The sequence below is a fragment of the Massilia eurypsychrophila genome, assembly GCF_002760655.1.
Taxonomy (GTDB): domain Bacteria; phylum Pseudomonadota; class Gammaproteobacteria; order Burkholderiales; family Burkholderiaceae_D; genus JAFCUW01.
Genome location: NZ_PDOC01000008.1, coordinates 111,151 through 129,061, shown reverse-complemented (window position 1 = coordinate 129,061; position 17,911 = coordinate 111,151). Strand labels below are relative to the sequence as shown.

The 17,911-nt window shown below is 63.0% G+C and carries 18 protein-coding genes and 1 tRNA gene; 18 read left to right on the top strand and 1 reads right to left on the bottom strand.

The window, feature by feature from the left end; translation table 11 throughout:
• Window positions 1-150 precede the first annotated feature (150 nt).
• Together CR105_RS14690 and CR105_RS14685 are read left to right on the top strand one after the other, a co-directional pair.
• The gene (locus CR105_RS14690; RefSeq protein ID WP_099789282.1) at window positions 151-918 is read left to right on the top strand and encodes a GIN domain-containing protein; all 768 of its coding nucleotides are present in this window, start codon (window positions 151-153) and stop codon (window positions 916-918) included.
• A gap of 84 nt (window positions 919-1,002) precedes the next feature.
• The gene (locus tag CR105_RS14685; RefSeq protein ID WP_099789280.1) at window positions 1,003-1,617 is read left to right on the top strand and encodes a tetratricopeptide repeat protein; all 615 of its coding nucleotides are present in this window, start codon (window positions 1,003-1,005) and stop codon (window positions 1,615-1,617) included.
• Between the two features lie 12 nt (window positions 1,618-1,629).
• Here CR105_RS14685 and CR105_RS14680 read toward each other — a convergent pair whose 3' ends face one another.
• Window positions 1,630-2,973, bottom strand: coding sequence for an SGNH/GDSL hydrolase family protein (locus CR105_RS14680; protein ID WP_099789278.1), 1,344 nt, complete (start codon window positions 2,971-2,973; stop codon window positions 1,630-1,632).
• A gap of 242 nt (window positions 2,974-3,215) precedes the next feature.
• Between CR105_RS14680 and tpiA the strand changes: the two genes are divergently transcribed.
• The 16 genes from tpiA (at window position 3,216) to CR105_RS14605 (ending at window position 17,911) form a co-directional block, all read left to right on the top strand.
• Window positions 3,216-3,965, top strand: a complete 750-nt coding sequence (tpiA, locus tag CR105_RS14675) for a triose-phosphate isomerase (protein WP_099789276.1) — start codon at window positions 3,216-3,218, stop codon at window positions 3,963-3,965.
• 52 nt (window positions 3,966-4,017) lie between these two features.
• Window positions 4,018-4,443, top strand: a complete 426-nt coding sequence (gene secG / locus CR105_RS14670; protein ID WP_099789274.1) for a preprotein translocase subunit SecG — start codon at window positions 4,018-4,020, stop codon at window positions 4,441-4,443.
• A 143-nt stretch (window positions 4,444-4,586) separates the two neighbouring features.
• Window positions 4,587-4,673 (top strand) — tRNA-Leu (locus CR105_RS14665).
• 160 nt (window positions 4,674-4,833) lie between these two features.
• Window positions 4,834-5,193, top strand: a complete 360-nt coding sequence (locus CR105_RS28360; protein ID WP_131021724.1) for an NADH-quinone oxidoreductase subunit A — start codon at window positions 4,834-4,836, stop codon at window positions 5,191-5,193.
• A 3-nt stretch (window positions 5,194-5,196) separates the two neighbouring features.
• Window positions 5,197-5,673: a NuoB/complex I 20 kDa subunit family protein gene (locus CR105_RS28355; protein WP_131021719.1), complete on the top strand. Its 477-nt coding sequence runs from the start codon at window positions 5,197-5,199 to the stop codon at window positions 5,671-5,673.
• A 3-nt stretch (window positions 5,674-5,676) separates the two neighbouring features.
• Entirely contained in the window at window positions 5,677-6,270 is a 594-nt protein-coding gene (locus tag CR105_RS14655; protein WP_099789272.1) for an NADH-quinone oxidoreductase subunit C, read from the top strand.
• A complete protein-coding gene (locus tag CR105_RS14650) occupies window positions 6,270-7,526 on the top strand; it encodes an NADH-quinone oxidoreductase subunit D (protein WP_099789270.1) in 1,257 nt (418 codons plus the stop codon). The genes CR105_RS14655 and CR105_RS14650 overlap by 1 nt, the downstream gene beginning before the upstream one ends.
• Window positions 7,527-7,551: 25 nt before the next feature.
• The gene (nuoE, locus tag CR105_RS14645) at window positions 7,552-8,031 is read left to right on the top strand and encodes an NADH-quinone oxidoreductase subunit NuoE (RefSeq protein WP_099789268.1); all 480 of its coding nucleotides are present in this window, start codon (window positions 7,552-7,554) and stop codon (window positions 8,029-8,031) included.
• Window positions 8,028-9,323 (top strand): NADH-quinone oxidoreductase subunit NuoF, encoded by a 1,296-nt coding sequence (gene nuoF / locus CR105_RS14640; RefSeq protein WP_099789266.1) that lies wholly within the window; start codon window positions 8,028-8,030, stop codon window positions 9,321-9,323. Before nuoE ends, nuoF begins: the two co-directional genes overlap by 4 nt.
• A 15-nt stretch (window positions 9,324-9,338) precedes the next feature.
• Window positions 9,339-11,675, top strand: coding sequence for an NADH-quinone oxidoreductase subunit NuoG (gene nuoG / locus CR105_RS14635; RefSeq protein ID WP_099789264.1), 2,337 nt, complete (start codon window positions 9,339-9,341; stop codon window positions 11,673-11,675).
• Entirely contained in the window at window positions 11,675-12,751 is a 1,077-nt protein-coding gene (nuoH, locus tag CR105_RS14630) for an NADH-quinone oxidoreductase subunit NuoH (RefSeq protein WP_099789262.1), read from the top strand. Before nuoG ends, nuoH begins: the two co-directional genes overlap by 1 nt.
• Window positions 12,752-12,761: 10 nt before the next feature.
• Window positions 12,762-13,250, top strand: coding sequence for an NADH-quinone oxidoreductase subunit NuoI (gene nuoI, locus CR105_RS14625; RefSeq protein WP_099789260.1), 489 nt, complete (start codon window positions 12,762-12,764; stop codon window positions 13,248-13,250).
• A 24-nt stretch (window positions 13,251-13,274) separates the two neighbouring features.
• On the top strand, window positions 13,275-13,961 hold the full coding sequence (locus tag CR105_RS14620) for an NADH-quinone oxidoreductase subunit J (RefSeq protein WP_099789258.1): 687 nt from the start codon (window positions 13,275-13,277) through the stop codon (window positions 13,959-13,961).
• The gene (nuoK, locus tag CR105_RS14615; RefSeq protein ID WP_099789256.1) at window positions 13,958-14,266 is read left to right on the top strand and encodes an NADH-quinone oxidoreductase subunit NuoK; all 309 of its coding nucleotides are present in this window, start codon (window positions 13,958-13,960) and stop codon (window positions 14,264-14,266) included. Before CR105_RS14620 ends, nuoK begins: the two co-directional genes overlap by 4 nt.
• 51 nt (window positions 14,267-14,317) lie before the next feature.
• Complete coding sequence (gene nuoL / locus CR105_RS14610; RefSeq protein WP_099789254.1) at window positions 14,318-16,393, top strand: NADH-quinone oxidoreductase subunit L; 2,076 nt, start codon at window positions 14,318-14,320, stop codon at window positions 16,391-16,393.
• A gap of 24 nt (window positions 16,394-16,417) precedes the next feature.
• Entirely contained in the window at window positions 16,418-17,911 is a 1,494-nt protein-coding gene (locus tag CR105_RS14605) for an NADH-quinone oxidoreductase subunit M (protein WP_099789253.1), read from the top strand.

Sequence of the window (17,911 nt, the reverse complement as noted above, 5' to 3'; positions counted from 1 at the left end):
CATTTCATCGCAATTTGCTGGAGCGGACAGGGCGCTGTAGTTATAGTCACACCATGGCAATATCTGGATTAACGAGCAAGTTGCTGGTAGTGTTACGGCGACTCGCCAGCAGGCTGAGAATCAAATAATAACAACATATTGTAGAGTGTAATGAACCGGATTCTCAACTTGGGCATGTGCGGCGCGGCGTTTTGCGCGCTGGTCTCGACGACGGCGCTGGCGGCGGACGAACACGTCAGCGAGACGCGCGCCATCGATGCGCGCGTGGTGCGCGTCAAGATCGACGGCGTCATCGACGTCAGGCTCAAGCAAGGCCCGGTGGCGCTGCTGGTGCTCAGCGGCGACAGCCGCCACCTGGCCAGGACGACCACTATCCAAAGCGGCGACACCCTCGTCATCGATACCGAAAGCCACGACTTCAAGTTCAGCCGCTCGCGCCTGCGCGCCGAACTGACCTTGCCGAAGCTGCGCGAAGTGTCGTCCGAAAGCGTCGGCTCGACCGAGGTGGCTGGCTTCACCGGCGACGAACTGGACCTCACGCTCGACGGCGCCGGCTCGATGAAGGTGGTGGGCGACTTCAAGGTCGTCAACGCCACGCTCGGCGGCGTCGGCAGCATGAACATTCAGGGCGTCAACAGCGACGGCCTTGACTTGAACTTGCGCGGCGCCGGCTACGTCACATTGGCAGGGCGCAGCAAGTGGATGAAGGCGAACATGGGCGGACTGGGTGGGCTCGACGCCAGGCAGTTCGAGGTCGAGGCGGTGACGCTGGAGCTAAGCGGGCTTGGCAACGCGAAAATCACCGCGCGCCAGAGCGCGACACTGAGCGTGTCTGGCCTCGGTTCGGTGACGGTGTACGGCAAGCCGCAGCACCGCAGCGTCAGCGTCGACGGCCTTGGCAAGGTGAGCTGGAAATAGTCGGCCGACGAGCACAAAGCACACGGAAAATACACAGAAGCGTCGAATAATAAGAAATTGGGAACCTGGGTTTCACCAAGAGACATGAAAAAAATATTTGTTGCGATTTCATTCGCGCTCGGCGTGCACGCCAGCGCGATGGCCGGCTTTGCCGAAGGGGCGAACGCGTACAACGCGCGCAATTATGCGCAGGCGTTGAACGAAGTCACGCCGCTCGCCAAGGCCGGCCACCGGGACGCCCAGCACTTGCTCGGGCTGATGTATTACATGGGCCAGGGCGTCGAACGCGACTACAAGCAGGCGATGCAGTGGCACCGCAAGGCGGCCATGCAGGGCAAGGCCGACGCGCAGTACGTGGTCGGCGCGATGTACTACACCGGCAACTCGGTACCGCTCGACCATAAGCTGGCGGTGTCGTGGTTTCGCAAGGCGGCCGAGCAGGGCCACGCCGACGCCCAGTACGCCATCGGCCTGATGTACCGCTACCACCAGGCCGGCATGCCGCAGGACGTGGTGCTGGCCTACATGCTGTGGAACCTCGCCTCGGCCAGCGGCAACACCAACGCCGCCGAGCAGCGCGCCGCCATCGCCCGCCGCATGACCCAGGAGCAGATCGAAGAAGCGCAGGCGATGGCGCGCGCCTGGCGCGTCGGCACGCCGCTGCCGACCAGGTCGCGTACCGGCGCCAGCACCTCCTGAGCCGGTCAAGCGCTACTGCGCCAGCGCCGCGGCCGGGGCAGGGGCCGCGTCGTTCGCCGCCGCCGTCACGTTCAGGTGCGAGCGGAACAACTCCAGTGAAATCGCATTGCCCATCGCCTGGTAGCCGTAATTGTTCGGATGGAGCCGGTCGCCGCTGTCGTAGCCGGGGCGCAGCGCGAGCGGATTGGACGGATTCTGCAACGCACGGTCGAAGTCGATCACGCCGTCGAGCTCGGTCGTGGTGCGAATCCAGTTGTTGATGGCCTGGCGCACCGTATCCTTCGACGCCGAATAATAGCCCGACCCCTGGAACGGCCCCAGCGTGGCGCCGATCACCGCGATGCCGCGCGCATGCGCGCGCGCGATCACCTGGCGGTAGCCGCTGATGAAGGTGGCCGCCGTCATCGGCGACGACGACGACGCGTAGCCGATGTCGTTGATGCCGAGCGCCATGATCAGGTAGCGCACGCCGCCGGTCGCCAGCACATCGCGGTCGAAACGCTCGAGGCCGCTGCGCCCGGCCAGCGAACCGAGCGTCGTGCTGGTAAACAGGCGGTTGCCGGAAATGCCGCGGTTGACGACGCCAAGCGTGGCGTTGATGCCGCCGCTGTCGGGCGTGCCCTGCAGCCGCCGCGCCAGCCAGTCGGGCCAGCGGTTGTTGCTGTCGTTGGTGCCGCGGCTGCCGTCGGTGATCGAGTCGCCGAGGGCGACGATGGCCGCGCCGGTCCCCGCCACCTGCACCTCGGTCAGGAACGGCCACCACCACGTCGCGCGCGACAGCGGAAAAGCGCCGCCGCCGGTGTAGTTGCCCGCCGTCGAGATGTAGACCGTCTGCAGGGCGTTCGGGTGCACCGTGGTCAGGCGCGTCGACGCCGGCAGGTGGATGCTGATGGCCAGGTCCGCCAGCGCCGAAAAGCTGAGGTTGACCGGGTCGCTGAGCACTGGCGCGCCGGGCGGAATTGTCACGGAGGCGGCGCCGCCGAACGTCAGCGCGCGGTTGCTGCCGGCGACGATCTGGTAGCCGGTGCTGCCTTGGCGCAGCGCCACACTGGCCGCGCCGATCTGCAGCGCGGTCGTGCCCATTTCGTTGGACAGCCGGATCCGCACGCGGTTGCCGCCGACGCTGGTGTGCGCCACCAGCCGCACCGTCTGGTTGGTCAGCACCTGGGTGTCGACGTCCTGCGGCGGGCCGGCCGGCGCCTTGCCGAAGGTGCCCACCCACCGTTCGCCACGCCACGCCCCCGCCTCCTGCGCGTCCTGCGCGCCGGCCGGCGCCTGTACCAAGCAAAGCATGGCCGCGATGGCCGCCGCCGCTACCAGCGCGCTGCCGCGCGTCCACCGCAAAAGCCCCGTCATGATCAGCCCCCGTTGGTTGAATCGTCACTCCTGGGTCGAATTTACGTCGCTGATGTAGGCCGATCAAGATGGCACCGCCGGGGAGCTTGCGGTAGGTCTAAGGATGGGCGGGAATCGGCTGCCGGCCGGACATATAGATGTGCGGGCGTAATATTCGCGCAGTTTTCCGGGCAGGCCCTGCCATTGTTTGACCAGTATGGGAACGACGGTTAAAATAGCGGGTTAATCAAATCTGGGCTACTATGCGTCGCAAACTCGTCGTCGGCAATTGGAAAATGAATGGCAGCAAGGCGTCGAACGCCGCGCTGCTCTCCGGTATTTCCGCGGGCGTCACGGGCGCACAAGCGGCCTGCGCGGTGTGCGCGCCGGCGCCGTACCTGGCGCAGTGCGAAGCAGCCCTGGCCGGCGGCGCGCTAGCGTGGGGCGCGCAGGACGTGTCGGCGCATGCCGGCGGCGCCTACACCGGCGAAGTGTCGGCGGCAATGCTGGCCGATTTTGCCTGCAGCTACGTCATCGTCGGCCACTCCGAGCGCCGCGCCTATCACGCCGAGACCAGTGAACTTGTGGCCCAGAAGGCTGTCGCAGCACTGGTGGCAGGCCTGACGCCGATCGTTTGCGTTGGCGAAACGCTGGCCGAACGCGAAGCCGGCCAGACTGCCGCCGTCGTGTCGGGCCAGCTCGGCGCCGTGCTGGCCTTGCTGGGCGACGCCGACATCGCGCGCATCGTGCTGGCCTACGAGCCGGTATGGGCGATCGGCACCGGCAAGACGGCAACGCCGGCAATGGCCCAGGAAGTGCACGCGCAGCTGCGTGCGCAACTGAAGCAAAAGAATGAAGTGGCCGCCGTCACAGTACAGATCTTGTACGGCGGCAGCATGAAGCCCGACAACGCCAGCGAATTGATGGCCCAGCCAGATATCGACGGCGGCCTGATCGGCGGGGCAGCACTGAAGGCGGCCGATTTCCTGGCCATCGTCAACGCCGCCAACTGAATTAGCAAATAGTAGTCTTTAGTCCGTAAATCAAACTTGGAATGGAATAGCAATGAACACCTTGTTCAATCTGGTCGTCGTCGTACAGGTTCTGTCAGCCCTGATCATCATCGCCCTGGTGCTGCTGCAGCACGGTAAGGGCGCCGACATGGGCGCCGCCTTCGGCTCGGGCGCGTCGGGCAGCCTGTTCGGCGCCACCGGCTCGTCGAACTTCATGTCGAAGTCGACCGGCGTGGCTGCGGCGATCTTTTTTGCCTCGACCCTGGCGCTGGCGTACTTCGGCTCCAACCGCGTCGTCGATACCGGCGGCGGCGTGATGGAGCGCGCCACCGTTCCTGCCAAAGCCCCAGTGACCAGCTCGGGCGTGCCGGTGACCACCGCGCCTGCCCCGGCAGCGCAGGCGCCAGCGCCAGCTAGCACCGGTGTGCCTGCGGCTGCGCCGGCACCAGCGGCGCCGGTGAACCAGATTCCGAAGTAATCTGCACATAGTTTCAGCAGTAGCGGCGCAATGTTTGGCCGTGTAATAAAAGATTTACAGATTTACCCGTGTTTCCCTGTTCAAGCGCAACTTTAGCATTGAAAAATAGTGCTACGGCGGGTTAGAATAGCGGTCTCAGAGATGCCGACGTGGTGAAATTGGTAGACACGCTATCTTGAGGGGGTAGTGGGAGCAATCCTGTGCGAGTTCGAGTCTCGCCGTCGGCACCAAGAAATTTAGAAGCCAGCAAGGGCTGTGCGCCTGAGCTGGCTTTTTTACGAGGATCAGTCGTCGACGATCCTGGTGGTAGGCTTCAAGCCAGGGTCGCGCGATAGGGCGCTGCAGCAGCAGTGGTTCATTAACCGATCATTCAACATAGGCTCATCAACCGTGAACCTCGAAAATTATTTCCCCGTATTGATGTTCATCCTGGTCGGCATCGCCGTCGGCGTGGTGCCGCAGGTGCTCGGCTACCTGCTTGGTCCGAACAAGCCTGACGCGGCCAAATTGTCGCCGTACGAGTGCGGCTTCGAAGCGTTCGAAGACGCACGCATGAAATTCGACGTCCGGTACTATCTGGTCGCGATTCTGTTCATTTTATTTGACCTGGAAACGGCATTCTTCTTTCCATGGGGCGTCTCGATGAAGGAGCTCGGCTGGTCCGGGTTTGTCACGATGATGGTCTTCATCGCCGAATTCGTGGTCGGGTTTTGGTATATCTGGAAGAAAGGTGCCCTTGATTGGGAGTGAGCCATGTCTATTGAAGGCGTTTTTAACGAAGGTTTCATTACCACCACAGCCGACAAGCTGATCAACTGGGCCCGCACCGGATCGATGTTTCCGATGACGTTCGGCCTGGCTTGCTGCGCCGTCGAAATGATGCACACCGGCGCCGCCCGCTACGACATGGACCGCTTCGGCGTCGTGTTCCGGCCGTCGCCGCGCCAGTCCGACGTCATGATCGTTGCTGGCACGCTGTGCAACAAGATGGCGCCGGCGCTGCGCAAGGTCTACGACCAGATGCCCGAGCCGCGCTGGGTCATCTCGATGGGTTCCTGCGCCAACGGCGGCGGCTACTATCACTACTCCTACTCGGTGGTGCGCGGATGCGACCGCATCGTCCCGGTCGACGTCTACGTCCCGGGCTGCCCGCCGACCGCCGAGGCGCTGCTGTACGGGATCCTGCAGCTGCAGAACAAGATCAAGCGCACCAACACCATCGCCCGCTAAAACATGACGACCAAACTTGAAAAACTCGCCTCGACCCTGGCCTCCGTGCTGGGCGAGCGCGTCAGCCTGACGACCGCGCTCGGCGAAGTGACGCTGGTGGTCAAGGCTGCCGACTACCTCGAAACGATGCTGGCGCTGCGCGACGATCCCGCGCTCAGGTTCGAGCAGCTGCTCGACCTGTGCGGCGTCGACTATTCGACCTATGGCGAAGGCGCGTGGGACGGCCTGCGTTTTGCCGCGACGTCGCACCTGCTGTCGCTCGAGCACAACTGGCGCGTGCGCGTGCGCGTGTTCGCTCAAGACGACGACATGCCGGTGCTGGCCTCGGTGGTCGGCATCTGGCGCGCCGCCAACTGGTACGAGCGCGAAGCGTTCGACCTGTTCGGCATCCTGTTCGAAGGCCACAACGACCTGCGCCGCATCCTCACCGACTACGGTTTCATCGGCCATCCGTTCCGCAAGGACTTCCCGGTCACCGGCTACGTCGAGATGCGTTACGACCCCGAGCAGAAACGTGTGATCTACCAACCCGTGACGATCGAGCCGCGCGAAATCATTCCGCGCGTGATCCGCGAAGACTCCTACGGGATGAAATAATGGCTGAACTTAAAAATTACACGCTGAACTTCGGACCCCAGCACCCGGCAGCGCACGGCGTGCTGCGCCTGGTGCTCGAACTCGACGGCGAAGTGATCCAGCGCGCCGACCCGCACATTGGCCTGCTGCACCGCGCCACCGAGAAGCTGGCCGAGACGCGCACCTACCTGCAGTCGGTGCCGTACATGGACCGCCTCGACTATGTGTCGATGATGGCCAACGAGCACGCCTACGTGCTGGCGATCGAAAAGTTGCTCGGCGTCGAAGCGCCGATCCGCGCCCAGTACATCCGCGTCATGTTCGACGAGATCACGCGCTTGCTGAACCACCTGATGTGGTTAGGGGCGCACGCGCTCGACGTCGGCGCCATGGGCCCGTTCCTGTACGCCTTCCGCGACCGCGAAGACTTGTTCGACGTCTACGAAGCGGTGTCGGGCGCGCGCATGCACGCGGCCTACTACCGCCCTGGCGGCGTCTACCGCGACCTGCCGGACGCGATGCCGAAGCACAAGGCCTCGATCATCCGCAGCGCCAAGGCCATCGACGCGCTCAACGAAGCGCGCCAGGGCTCGCTGCTCGACTTCATCGACGATTTCTCGAAGCGTTTTGTCACTTACGTCGACGAATACGAAACCCTGCTGACCGACAACCGCATCTGGAAGCAGCGCACCGTCGGCATTGGCGTGGTGTCGCCCGAAGCGGCCAAGGCCATGGGCTTTACCGGCGCCATGCTGCGCGGCTCCGGCGTCGAGTGGGATCTGCGCAAGACCCAGCCGTACGCGGTGTACGACAAGATGGAATTCGACATCCCGGTCGGCACCAACGGCGACTGCTATGACCGCTACCTGGTGCGCGTGGAAGAGATGCGCCAGTCGAACCGCATCATCAAGCAAGCGTCGGCCTGGCTGCGCGCCAACCCGGGCCTGCCGGTGATGATCGACAACCACAAGATCGCGCCGCCGTCGCGCGTCGACATGAAGTCGAACATGGAATCGCTGATTCACCACTTCAAGCTGTTTACCGAAGGCATGCACGTGCCGTCCGGCGAAGCCTACGCCGCGGTCGAGCACCCGAAGGGCGAGTTCGGCATCTACATCGTCTCGGACGGCGCCAACAAGCCGTACCGCCTGAAGATCCGCGCCCCGGACTACGCGCACCTGCAGAGCCTGGACGAGATGGCGCGCGGCCACATGATCGCCGACGCCGTCACCATCATCGGAACGCAAGACATCGTATTCGGCAGTATCGATCGCTAAGCGGTTGCACATTTAGGGCAGAACCATGTTGTTATCTGAGCATTGCTACAAAAAAATTGACCGCGAGCTGGCCAAGTACCCGGCCGACCAGCGGCAGTCGGCCGTGATGGCCGCGCTGGCCCACGCCCAGGTCGAACTGGGCTGGCTGGCGCCGGACACCATGCAGGAAATTGCCGACTACATCGGCATGCCGGCCATCGCCGTGCAGGAAGTGGCCACGTTCTACAACATGTACAACGTCAAGCCGGTCGGCAAGCACAAGATTTCCGTCTGCACCAACCTGCCATGCGCGCTGTCGGGTGGCGTCGACGCCGCCAAGCGCCTGCAGGCCAAGCTCGGCATCGGTTTCCGCGAAACCACCGCCGACGGCAAATTCACCCTGGTCGAAGGCGAGTGCATGGGCGCCTGCGGCGACGCGCCGGTCATGATCGTCAACAATCACCACATGCATTCGTTCATGAGCGACGACAAGATCGACGCCCTGGTAGAGGAACTGAACAAATGACCAGCCTGCACGACCGACACATCAAGCCGCTGATCCTGAAAGACCTGGACGGCGCCAACTGGCACCTGAACGACTACGTCAAGCGCGGCGGCTACAGCGCGCTGCGCCGCATCCTCGACGAAAAGATCACGCCGGAACAGATCATCGCCGACCTGAAGGCGTCGGGCCTGCGCGGGCGCGGCGGCGCCGGTTTCCCGACCGGCCTGAAGTGGAGCTTCATGCCGCGCCAGTTCCCGGGCCAGAAATACCTCGTCTGCAATACCGACGAAGGCGAGCCGGGCACGTTCAAGGACCGCGACATCATTCGCTACAATCCGCATGCGCTGATCGAAGGCATGGCCATCGGCGCCTACGCGATGGGCATCACGGTCGGCTACAACTACATCCACGGTGAAATCTGGGCCGAGTACGAGTTGTTCGAAGAAGCGCTGGAAGAGGCGCGCGCCGCCGGTTTCCTCGGCGACAAGATCATGGGCAGCGAGTTCAACTTCCAGCTGCACGCCGCGCACGGTTACGGCGCCTACATCTGCGGCGAAGAAACCGCGCTGCTCGAGTCGCTCGAAGGCAAGAAGGGCCAGCCGCGCTTCAAGCCGCCGTTCCCGGCCTCGTTCGGCCTGTACGGCAAGCCGACGACGATCAACAACACCGAGACCTTCGCCGCGGTACCGTTTCTGCTGAACATGGGCGCGGAGAACTACCTGGCGCTGGGCAAGCCGAACAATGGCGGCTCGAAGATCTTCTCGATCTCCGGCGACGTCAACCTGCCGGGCAATTACGAAGTTCCGATGGGCACGCCGTTCGCGACCCTGATGGAGCTGGCCGGCGGCATGCGCGGCGGCAAAAAGATCAAGGCTGTCATTCCTGGCGGCTCGTCCGCGCCGGTGGTGCGCGGCGAGCTCATGATGGAGACCGATCTCGACTACGATTCGATCGCCAAGGCCGGCTCGATGCTCGGCTCGGGCGCCGTGATCGTCATGGACGAGACGCGCTGCATGGTCAAGTCGCTGCTGCGCCTGTCGTACTTCTACTACGAGGAATCGTGCGGCCAGTGCACGCCGTGCCGCGAAGGCACCGGCTGGATGTACCGCATGGTGCACCGCATCGAGCACGGCCAGGGCCGTCCGGAAGACATGGATTTGCTGAACCAGATCGCCGACAACATCAAGGGCCGCACCATCTGCGCGCTCGGCGATGCGGCCGCGATGCCGGTGCAGGCGATGATCAAGAACTTCCGCGAAGAATTCGAATACCACATCGAGCACAAGCATTGCCTCGTGCCCGCATATATTTAAGGCCAGAGAAATCTCATGGTTGAAATTGAAATTGACGGTAAGAAGGTAGAAGTCCCACCAGGTTCCATGGTGATGGATGCTGCCAACAAGCTCGGGACCTACATCCCGCACTTCTGCTATCACAAGAAATTGTCGATTGCGGCCAACTGCCGCATGTGCCTGGTCGAAGTCGAGAAGGCGCCGAAGCCTTTGCCGGCTTGCGCCACGCCGGTCTCGGCCGGCATGATCGTGCGCTCGAACAGCGAAAAAGCGGTGCAGGCGCAGAAGTCCGTGATGGAATTCCTGCTCATTAACCACCCGCTCGATTGCCCGATCTGCGACCAGGGCGGCGAATGCCAGCTCCAGGACCTGGCGGTCGGTTACGGCAAGTCCGATTCGCGCTACGCCGAAGAAAAACGCGTCGTGCCGCCGAAAGACGCCGGCCCGCTGATCTCGATGGCCGAGATGACCCGCTGCATCCACTGCACCCGCTGCGTGCGTTTCGGCCAGGAAGTAGCCGGCCAGATGGAACTTGGCATGCTTGGCCGCGGCGAACACGCCGAAATCACCTCGTTCGTCGGCAAGACCGTCGACTCGGAAGTTTCGGGCAACATGATCGACCTGTGCCCGGTCGGCGCGCTGACCAGCAAGCCGTTCCGCTACCAGGCCCGTACCTGGGAACTGTCGCGCCGCAAGTCGGTCAGCCCGCACGATTCGCTCGGCTCGAACCTGATCGTTCAGGTCAAGGCCGGCAAGGTCATGCGCGTGCTGCCGCTGGAAAACGACGCGATCAACGAATGCTGGCTGTCCGACAAGGACCGCTTTTCGTACGAAGGCCTCGACAACGCCGACCGCCTGACGTCGCCGATGATCAAGCAGGGCGGCCAGTGGGCCCAGACCGACTGGCAGACCGCGCTCGAATACATCGCCCATGGCCTGCGCAACATCAAGCATGAACACGGCGCCGACGCGATCGCCGCCGTCGCCACGCCGCACTCGACGACCGAAGAACTGCACCTGCTGGCGAAAGCCATGCGCGGCCTCGGTTCCGAGAACGTCGAATTCCGCCTGCGCCAGACCGACTTCGCCAACGACGGCCAGGTCACGCCTTGGCTCGGCATGCCGATTGCCGACCTGTCGAACGTCAAGCGCGCGCTGGTCATCGGCTCGTTCCTGCGCAAGGACCATCCGCTGGTCGCCACGCGCCTGCGCGCCGCGGTCAAGAGCGGCGCCAAGCTGTCGGTGCTGCACGGCGCCGATGAAGAGCTGTTGATGCCGGTGGCGAACAAGATGATCGCCGCGCCGTCCGACTGGCTGGCCGCATTGAGCGACCTGGCCGCCGCGGTGGCCAAGGCGGCCGGCGCGTCCGTGCCGGCGTACGACCAGGTCAAGCCGTCCGAGTCCGCCACCAAAATGGCCGCCAGCCTGTTCACCGGCGAGGCCAAGCTGCCGTCCGTGATCCTGCTCGGCAACGCCGCCGTGCAGCATCCGCAGGCGTCCGCCATCCACGCCGCCGCCCAGCTGATCGCTGAACTGACCGGCGCCAAGCTCGGCTACCTGGTCGACGCCGCCAACACCGTCGGCGGTTATCTCGCCGGCGCGGCGGCCAAGAATGCCAAGCCGGTGTTTGCCGAGCCGAAGAAAGCCTACGTGCTGCTCAACGCCGAGCCGGAGCTCGACTGCGCCAACCCGCAGCAAGCCCGCGCCGCGCTCGACGCCGCCGAGATGGTCGTCGTCATGAGCGCTTTCAAGCACGGCATGGACTACGCCGACGTGCTGCTGCCGATCGCGCCGTTCAGCGAGACCGCCGGCACCTTCGTCAACTGCGAAGGCCGCGCGCAAAGTTTCAACGGCACCGTCAAGCCGCTCGGCGAAGCCCGTCCGGCCTGGAAGGTGCTGCGCGTGCTGGGCAACCTGCTCGGCCTGACCGGTTTCGACTACGACACGTCCGAAGCGATCCGCGACGAAGTGCTCGGCAAGGGCGTGACCGATCTTTCGGCGAAGCTGTCGAACGTGTCGACCATTGCCGCCACCGCCGCAACGTTCGGCGACGGCAGCGCGCTCGAGCGCGTCACCGACGTGCCGATCTATTTTGCCGACGCCATCGCGCGCCGCTCCGAGCCGCTGCAACGCACCGCCGACGCGCAAGCGCCGCTGGCGCACCTGCCGGCCGCGCTGGCCGCGCAGCTGGGCGTGGTTGCCGGCGATACCGTCAAGGTCACGCAGGGCACCGGTTCGGCGCTGCTGGTTGCCGCCATCGACAAGACCTTGCCGGCGAATGCCGTGCGGGTCGCCGCGGCGCACCCGAGCACCAGCATGCTGGGCGCGATGTTCGGTGCAATCCAGGTTGAAAAAGCAGGGAAGGGCGCGTAATGAACGACTTTATCGTTAGCCTCAATACGTACGGCGTCAACTACCTCGGCGGCGTATGGCCGCTGGCATGGACCATGATCAAGATCATGTGCGTGCTGCTGCCATTGATGGGCCTGGTTGCCTACGCGACCTTGTGGGAGCGCAAGCTGATCGGCTGGATCCAGATCCGTATCGGCCCGAACCGGGTCGGTCCGATGGGCCTCTTGCAGCCGATCGCCGACGCCTTGAAACTGCTGTTCAAGGAAATCGTCGTGCCGACCAAGGCCACCACCAGCCTGTTCATCATCGGCCCGATCATGACGATCATGCCGGCGCTGGCGGCCTGGTCGGTGATCCCGTTCGGTCCCGAGATCGCGCTGGCCAACGTCAACGCCGGCCTGTTGCTGCTGATGGCGATCACGTCGCTGGAAGTGTACGGCATCATCATCGCCGGCTGGGCGTCGAACTCGAAGTACTCGTTCATGGGCGCGATGCGCGCCTCGGCCCAGATGATTTCCTACGAAATCCCGATGGGCTTCGTGCTGGTCGTCGTGCTGATGGTGTCGGGCAGCCTGAATTTCTCCGACATCGTTGCCGGCCAGAGCCGCGGCATGTTTGTCGAGCATGGCGTCAACTTCATGTCGTGGAACTGGCTGCCGCTGCTGCCGCTGCTGGTGGTCTACCTGACGTCCGGTCTTGCCGAGTGCAACCGCCACCCGTTCGACGTCGTCGAAGGCGAATCGGAAATCGTTGCCGGCCACATGGTCGAATACTCGGGCATGTCGTACGCCATGTTCATGCTGGCCGAATACGCCAACATGATCCTGATCGGCTGCCTGGCAGCGATCATGTTCCTCGGCGGCTGGGCGGCGCCATTCAGGTTCCTCGAATTCTGGGGCGCGTTTGGCGGCTTTTTCTGGCTGTTCGCCAAGACGTTCTTCATCGTTTCCCTGTTCGTCTGGGTGCGCGGCACATTCCCGCGTTACCGGTATGACCAGATCATGCGCCTCGGCTGGAAGATTTTCATTCCGCTGACCCTGGTCTGGCTGGTCCTGGTCGCAGGCTGGATGCAGACGTCCTGGAACATTTGGAAGTAAGGAAAAAGTAATGGATCGCGTTAAAGATTTTTTTGGCAGCATGATGCTGACCGAGCTGATCAAGGGCATGGCCCTGACCGGCAAGTACATGTTTTCTCGTAAGATCACGGTGCAGTATCCGGAAGAGAAGACGCCGATGTCGCCGCGTTTTCGCGGCCTGCACGCACTGCGCCGCTACCCGAACGGCGAAGAGCGCTGCATCGCCTGCAAGCTGTGCGAAGCGGTGTGCCCGGCGATGGCGATCACGATCGAGTCGGAAATGCGCGACGACGGTTCGCGCCGCACGACGCGCTACGATATCGACCTGACCAAGTGCATCTTCTGCGGTTTCTGCGAAGAGTCGTGCCCGGTCGATTCGATCGTCGAGACCCACGTGCTGGAATACCACGGCGAAAAGCGCGGCGACTTGTACTACACGAAAGAAATGCTGCTGGCGGTCGGCGACCGCTATGAAAACGACATCGCCGCCGCTCGCGCCGCCGATGCGCCGTACCGCTGATAACCGTAGGACTTTGGGTTAGCCATGGATTTTAAAACTTTCTTGTTCTACGCGTTCTCGGTGATCATGATCATCGCCGCCACACGCGTCATTACCGCCCGCAATCCGGTGCACGCGGCGCTGTTCCTGGTGCTGGCGTTCTTCAACGCCGCCGGCATCTGGATGTTGCTCAAGGCCGAGTTCCTCGCCATCGTGCTGGTGCTCGTCTATGTCGGCGCCGTGATGGTGCTGTTCCTGTTCGTCGTCATGATGCTCGACATTAACGTCGACCGCATGCGCGAAGGATTCTGGGGCTATCTGCCGCTGGCGTCCGGCATCGGCGCGCTGATCGTGCTCGAGATGGCCGCCGTGCTGTGGCGCGGTTTCCTGACGTTCGAGCAGCAGCCTGCCGCGCTTGGGGCCAACATCGGCGGCACCAAGGAACTGGGTCTGTTGATCTACACCAGGTACATCTACGGCTTCGAGATTGCCGCCGTGATCCTGCTGGTGGCGATCATCGCCGCCGTTGCCCTGACCCTGCGCAAGCGCAAGGACACCAAGGCGTTCGACCCGGGCGACGCCGTGCGCGTCAAGCGTAACGACCGCCTGCGCATCGTCAAGATGGCATCGATCGACCAGCCGGCGCTGGACGCCGCATCGACCGCGGCCGCACTGAAGGCTGCCGAAGCCGCCGCTGTCGTCGCCCCTGACGCCGCCAAGGAGACAAAATGACTTTATCGCTCGCACACTACCTGGTCCTGGGCGCGATCCTGTTCGCGATCTCGATCGTCGGCATCTTCCTGAACCGCAAGAACATCATCATCCTGCTGATGGCCATCGAACTGATGCTGCTGGCGGTGAACCTGAACTTCATCGCCTTCTCGCATTACCTGGGCGACGCGGCAGGGCAGATCTTCGTGTTCTTCATCCTGACCGTGGCGGCCGCCGAATCGGCAATCGGCCTCGCGATCCTGGTGGTTCTGTTCCGAAATGTAGATACGATCAATGTGGAAGACCTGGACAGCCTGAAGGGCTAAGCCTTTCAGGTTCAGATTCAACACTTAAATAAATAACGATTAAGGTTCAACATGGCGGGGCAAATTCTCAACCCTAACCTCCTTCTGGCGGTTCCTCTCGCACCGCTGGCCGGCGCGGCGATCGCCGGTTTGCTCGGCACCAAATTTCTCGGCAACGTGGTCGGCCGCAAGATTTCGACCGCGGCCTGCATCCTTGGCGTGCTGGTCGCGCTGATCCTGTCGGTGCAGACCTTGCTGGCGGTGTTGGACGGCGCCAGCTTCAACGGCACCATCTACAACTGGATGACGGTCGGCAGCTTGAAGATGGAAGTCGGCTTCCAGATCGACTCGCTGTCGGCGATGATGATGTGCGTGGTCACGTTCGTGTCGCTGATGGTGCACATCTACACGATCGGCTACATGAAGGATGACGAAGGCTACAACCGCTTCTTCTCGTACATCTCGCTGTTTACGTTCTCGATGCTGATGCTGGTCATGGCCAACAACTTCCTGCAGCTGTTCTTCGGCTGGGAAGCGGTCGGTCTGGTGTCGTACCTGTTGATCGGTTTCTGGTACACCCGCCCGACGGCGATCTTCGCCAACATGAAGGCCTTCCTGGTCAACCGCGTCGGCGACTTCGGCTTCATCCTCGGCATCGGCCTGCTGCTCGCCTACGCCGGCACCATGAACTACCAGGAAGTGTTCGCCAAGCGCGATGCGCTGGCCCTGTTGACCTTGCCCGGTTCGGACTGGATGCTGCTCACCGTTGCCTGCATCTGCCTGTTCATCGGCGCGATGGGTAAGTCGGCCCAGTTCCCGCTGCACGTCTGGCTGCCTGACTCGATGGAAGGCCCGACGCCGATTTCCGCACTGATCCACGCCGCGACGATGGTTACCGCCGGCATTTTCATGGTCGCGCGCATGTCGCCGCTGTTCGAACTGTCCGACATGGCGCTGACCTTCGTCATGGTCATCGGCACCATCACCGCGCTGTTCATGGGCTTTTTGGGCATCATCCAGAACGACATCAAGCGCGTCGTCGCTTACTCGACCCTGTCGCAGCTCGGCTACATGACCGTCGCGCTCGGCGCGTCGGCGTACTCGGTCGCCGTGTTCCACCTGATGACGCACGCGTTCTTCAAGGCGCTGCTGTTCCTCGGCGCCGGCTCGGTCATCATCGGCATGCACCACGACCAGGACATCCGCAACATGGGCGGCCTGCGCAAGTACATGCCGATCACCTGGATCACGTCGCTGCTCGGTTCGCTCGCGCTGATCGGCACGCCGTTGTTCTCCGGTTTCTATTCGAAGGACTCGATCATCGAAGCGGTGCACGCCAGCAATCTCGGCTTCGCACCGGTGGCCTACTGGGCGCTGGTCATCGGCGTGTTCGTTACCGCCTTCTACTCGTTCCGCATGTACTTCCTCGTCTTCCACGGCAAGGAACGCTTCGGCCAGCCGCAGCACCATGACCATGGCCATGACGATAAACATGCCCACGACTCCGATGCGCACCACGAAGAGGAAGAAGACGCGCACGGCCACCATGGCTTAGCTCCCGGCGAAAAGCCGCACGAGTCCCCATTCGTGGTCTGGTTCCCGCTCGTCGCGCTGGCGATCCCGTCGGTGCTGATCGGCTACCTGACGATCGGCCCGATGCTGCACGGCGACTTCTTCAAGAACGTCATCTTCGTCGGCGAGAACCACCGCGCGATGGAAGTGCTGCGCGACGAATTCCACGGCGCCGCCGCGATGGCGATCCATGGCCTGCAGACGATGCCGTTCTGGATGGCGTTTGCCGGCGTCGCGCTGGCCTACTACTGCTACCTGGTCAACCCGCGGGTGCCGGCCTGGTTCTACGCCAGGTTCCGCGCGGTCCACACGCTGCTCGACAACAAGTACTACATGGACAAGTTCAACGATGTGGTGTTCTCGGGCGGCGCGCGCATGCTCGGCAACGGCCTGTGGAATGTCGGCGACAAGGGCCTCATCGACGGCCTGGTCGTCAACGGCAGCGCGAAGATGGTGGGCTGGTTCTCGTCCGTCGTCCGAACCGCCCAGACCGGCTACATCTACCACTATGCGTTCGTGATGATCCTTGGCGTGCTCGGTACGCTGCTGTATTTCTTCCCGTTCTGGCACGCTTAATCAGATCCGCAAAGACAACGAAAAATGATGCAGTCTACTTTCCCTCCGTACCTGAGCCTGGCGATCTGGCTCCCGATCATCCTCGGCTGCGTGGTGCTGGCCATCGGCCGCGACGACAAGCCGGGCCTGACCCGCTGGTTCACCTTGGTCGCCGCCATCGTCAGCTTCCTGCCGACCATTCCGCTGGTGCAGCTGTTTGACAATGCCGCGCACGGTTTCCAGTTCGTCGAAAGCACGCCGTGGATCGGCCGCTTCAACATCATGTATGCGCTCGGCATCGACGGCCTGTCGCTGTGGTTCGTGCCGCTGACGGCGTTCATCACCGTCATCGTCGTCATCTCGGCCTGGCAGGTCATCGAGACGCGCGTCGCCCAGTACATGGGTTCGTTCCTGATCCTGTCCGGCCTGATGGTCGGCGTGTTCTGCGCGCTCGACGGCCTGCTGTTCTACTTCTTCTTCGAAGCGACCTTGATCCCGATGTTCATCATCATCGGCGTGTTCGGCGGCGCCAACCGGGTGTATGCGGCGTTCAAGTTCTTCCTGTACACCTTCTTCGGCTCGCTGCTGACGTTGATCGCCATCGTCTACCTGTACAACAAGGCCGGCGGCAGCTTCGACATTCCGACGTGGCACAAGCTGCCGCTGACGATGAAGGAACAAGTGCTGATCTTCCTGGCGTTCCTGATGGCGTTTGCCGTCAAGGTGCCGATGTGGCCGGTCCACACCTGGCTGCCGGACGCCCACGTCGAAGCGCCGACCGGCGGCTCGGTGGTGCTGGCTGCCATCATGCTCAAACTCGGCGCCTACGGCTTCCTGCGGTTCTCGCTGCCGATCGCCCCTGACGCCAGCCACTACCTGGCCGGCTTCATGATCACGCTGTCCCTGATCGCGGTAATCTACATCGGCCTCGTTGCGCTGGTGCAGAAGGACATGAAAAAACTGGTCGCCTACTCGTCGATCGCGCACATGGGTTTCGTCACCCTCGGCTTTTTCATCTTCAACCCGATGGGCATGCAGGGCGGTATCGTGCAGATGATTTCGCACGGCTTCATCTCCGGCGCGATGTTCCTGTGCATCGGCGTGCTGTACGACCGCATGCACTCGCGCGAGATCGCCGACTACGGAGGGGTGATCAACCGCATGCCGAAGTTCGCCGCCTTCTTCGTACTGTTCTCGATGGCCAACTGCGGCCTGCCTGCGACGTCCGGTTTCGTCGGCGAGTTCATGGTCATCCTCGGCGCCGTCCAGTTCAATTTCTGGATTGGCCTGTTGGCCGCCACCGCGCTGATCTTCGGCGCCGCCTATTCGCTGTGGATGGTCAAGCGCGTCGTGTTCGGCGCGGTCGGCAACAAGCATGTCGCCGAACTGACCGACATTAACAAGCGCGAGTTCTTCATGTTCGCCGTGCTGGCCATCGCCGTCATCTGGATGGGCCTGTATCCGGCGCCGTTCACCGATACGATGCAAACCTCGGTGGCCGACCTGCTCCAGCATGTCGCCGTCAGCAAACTGCCATAA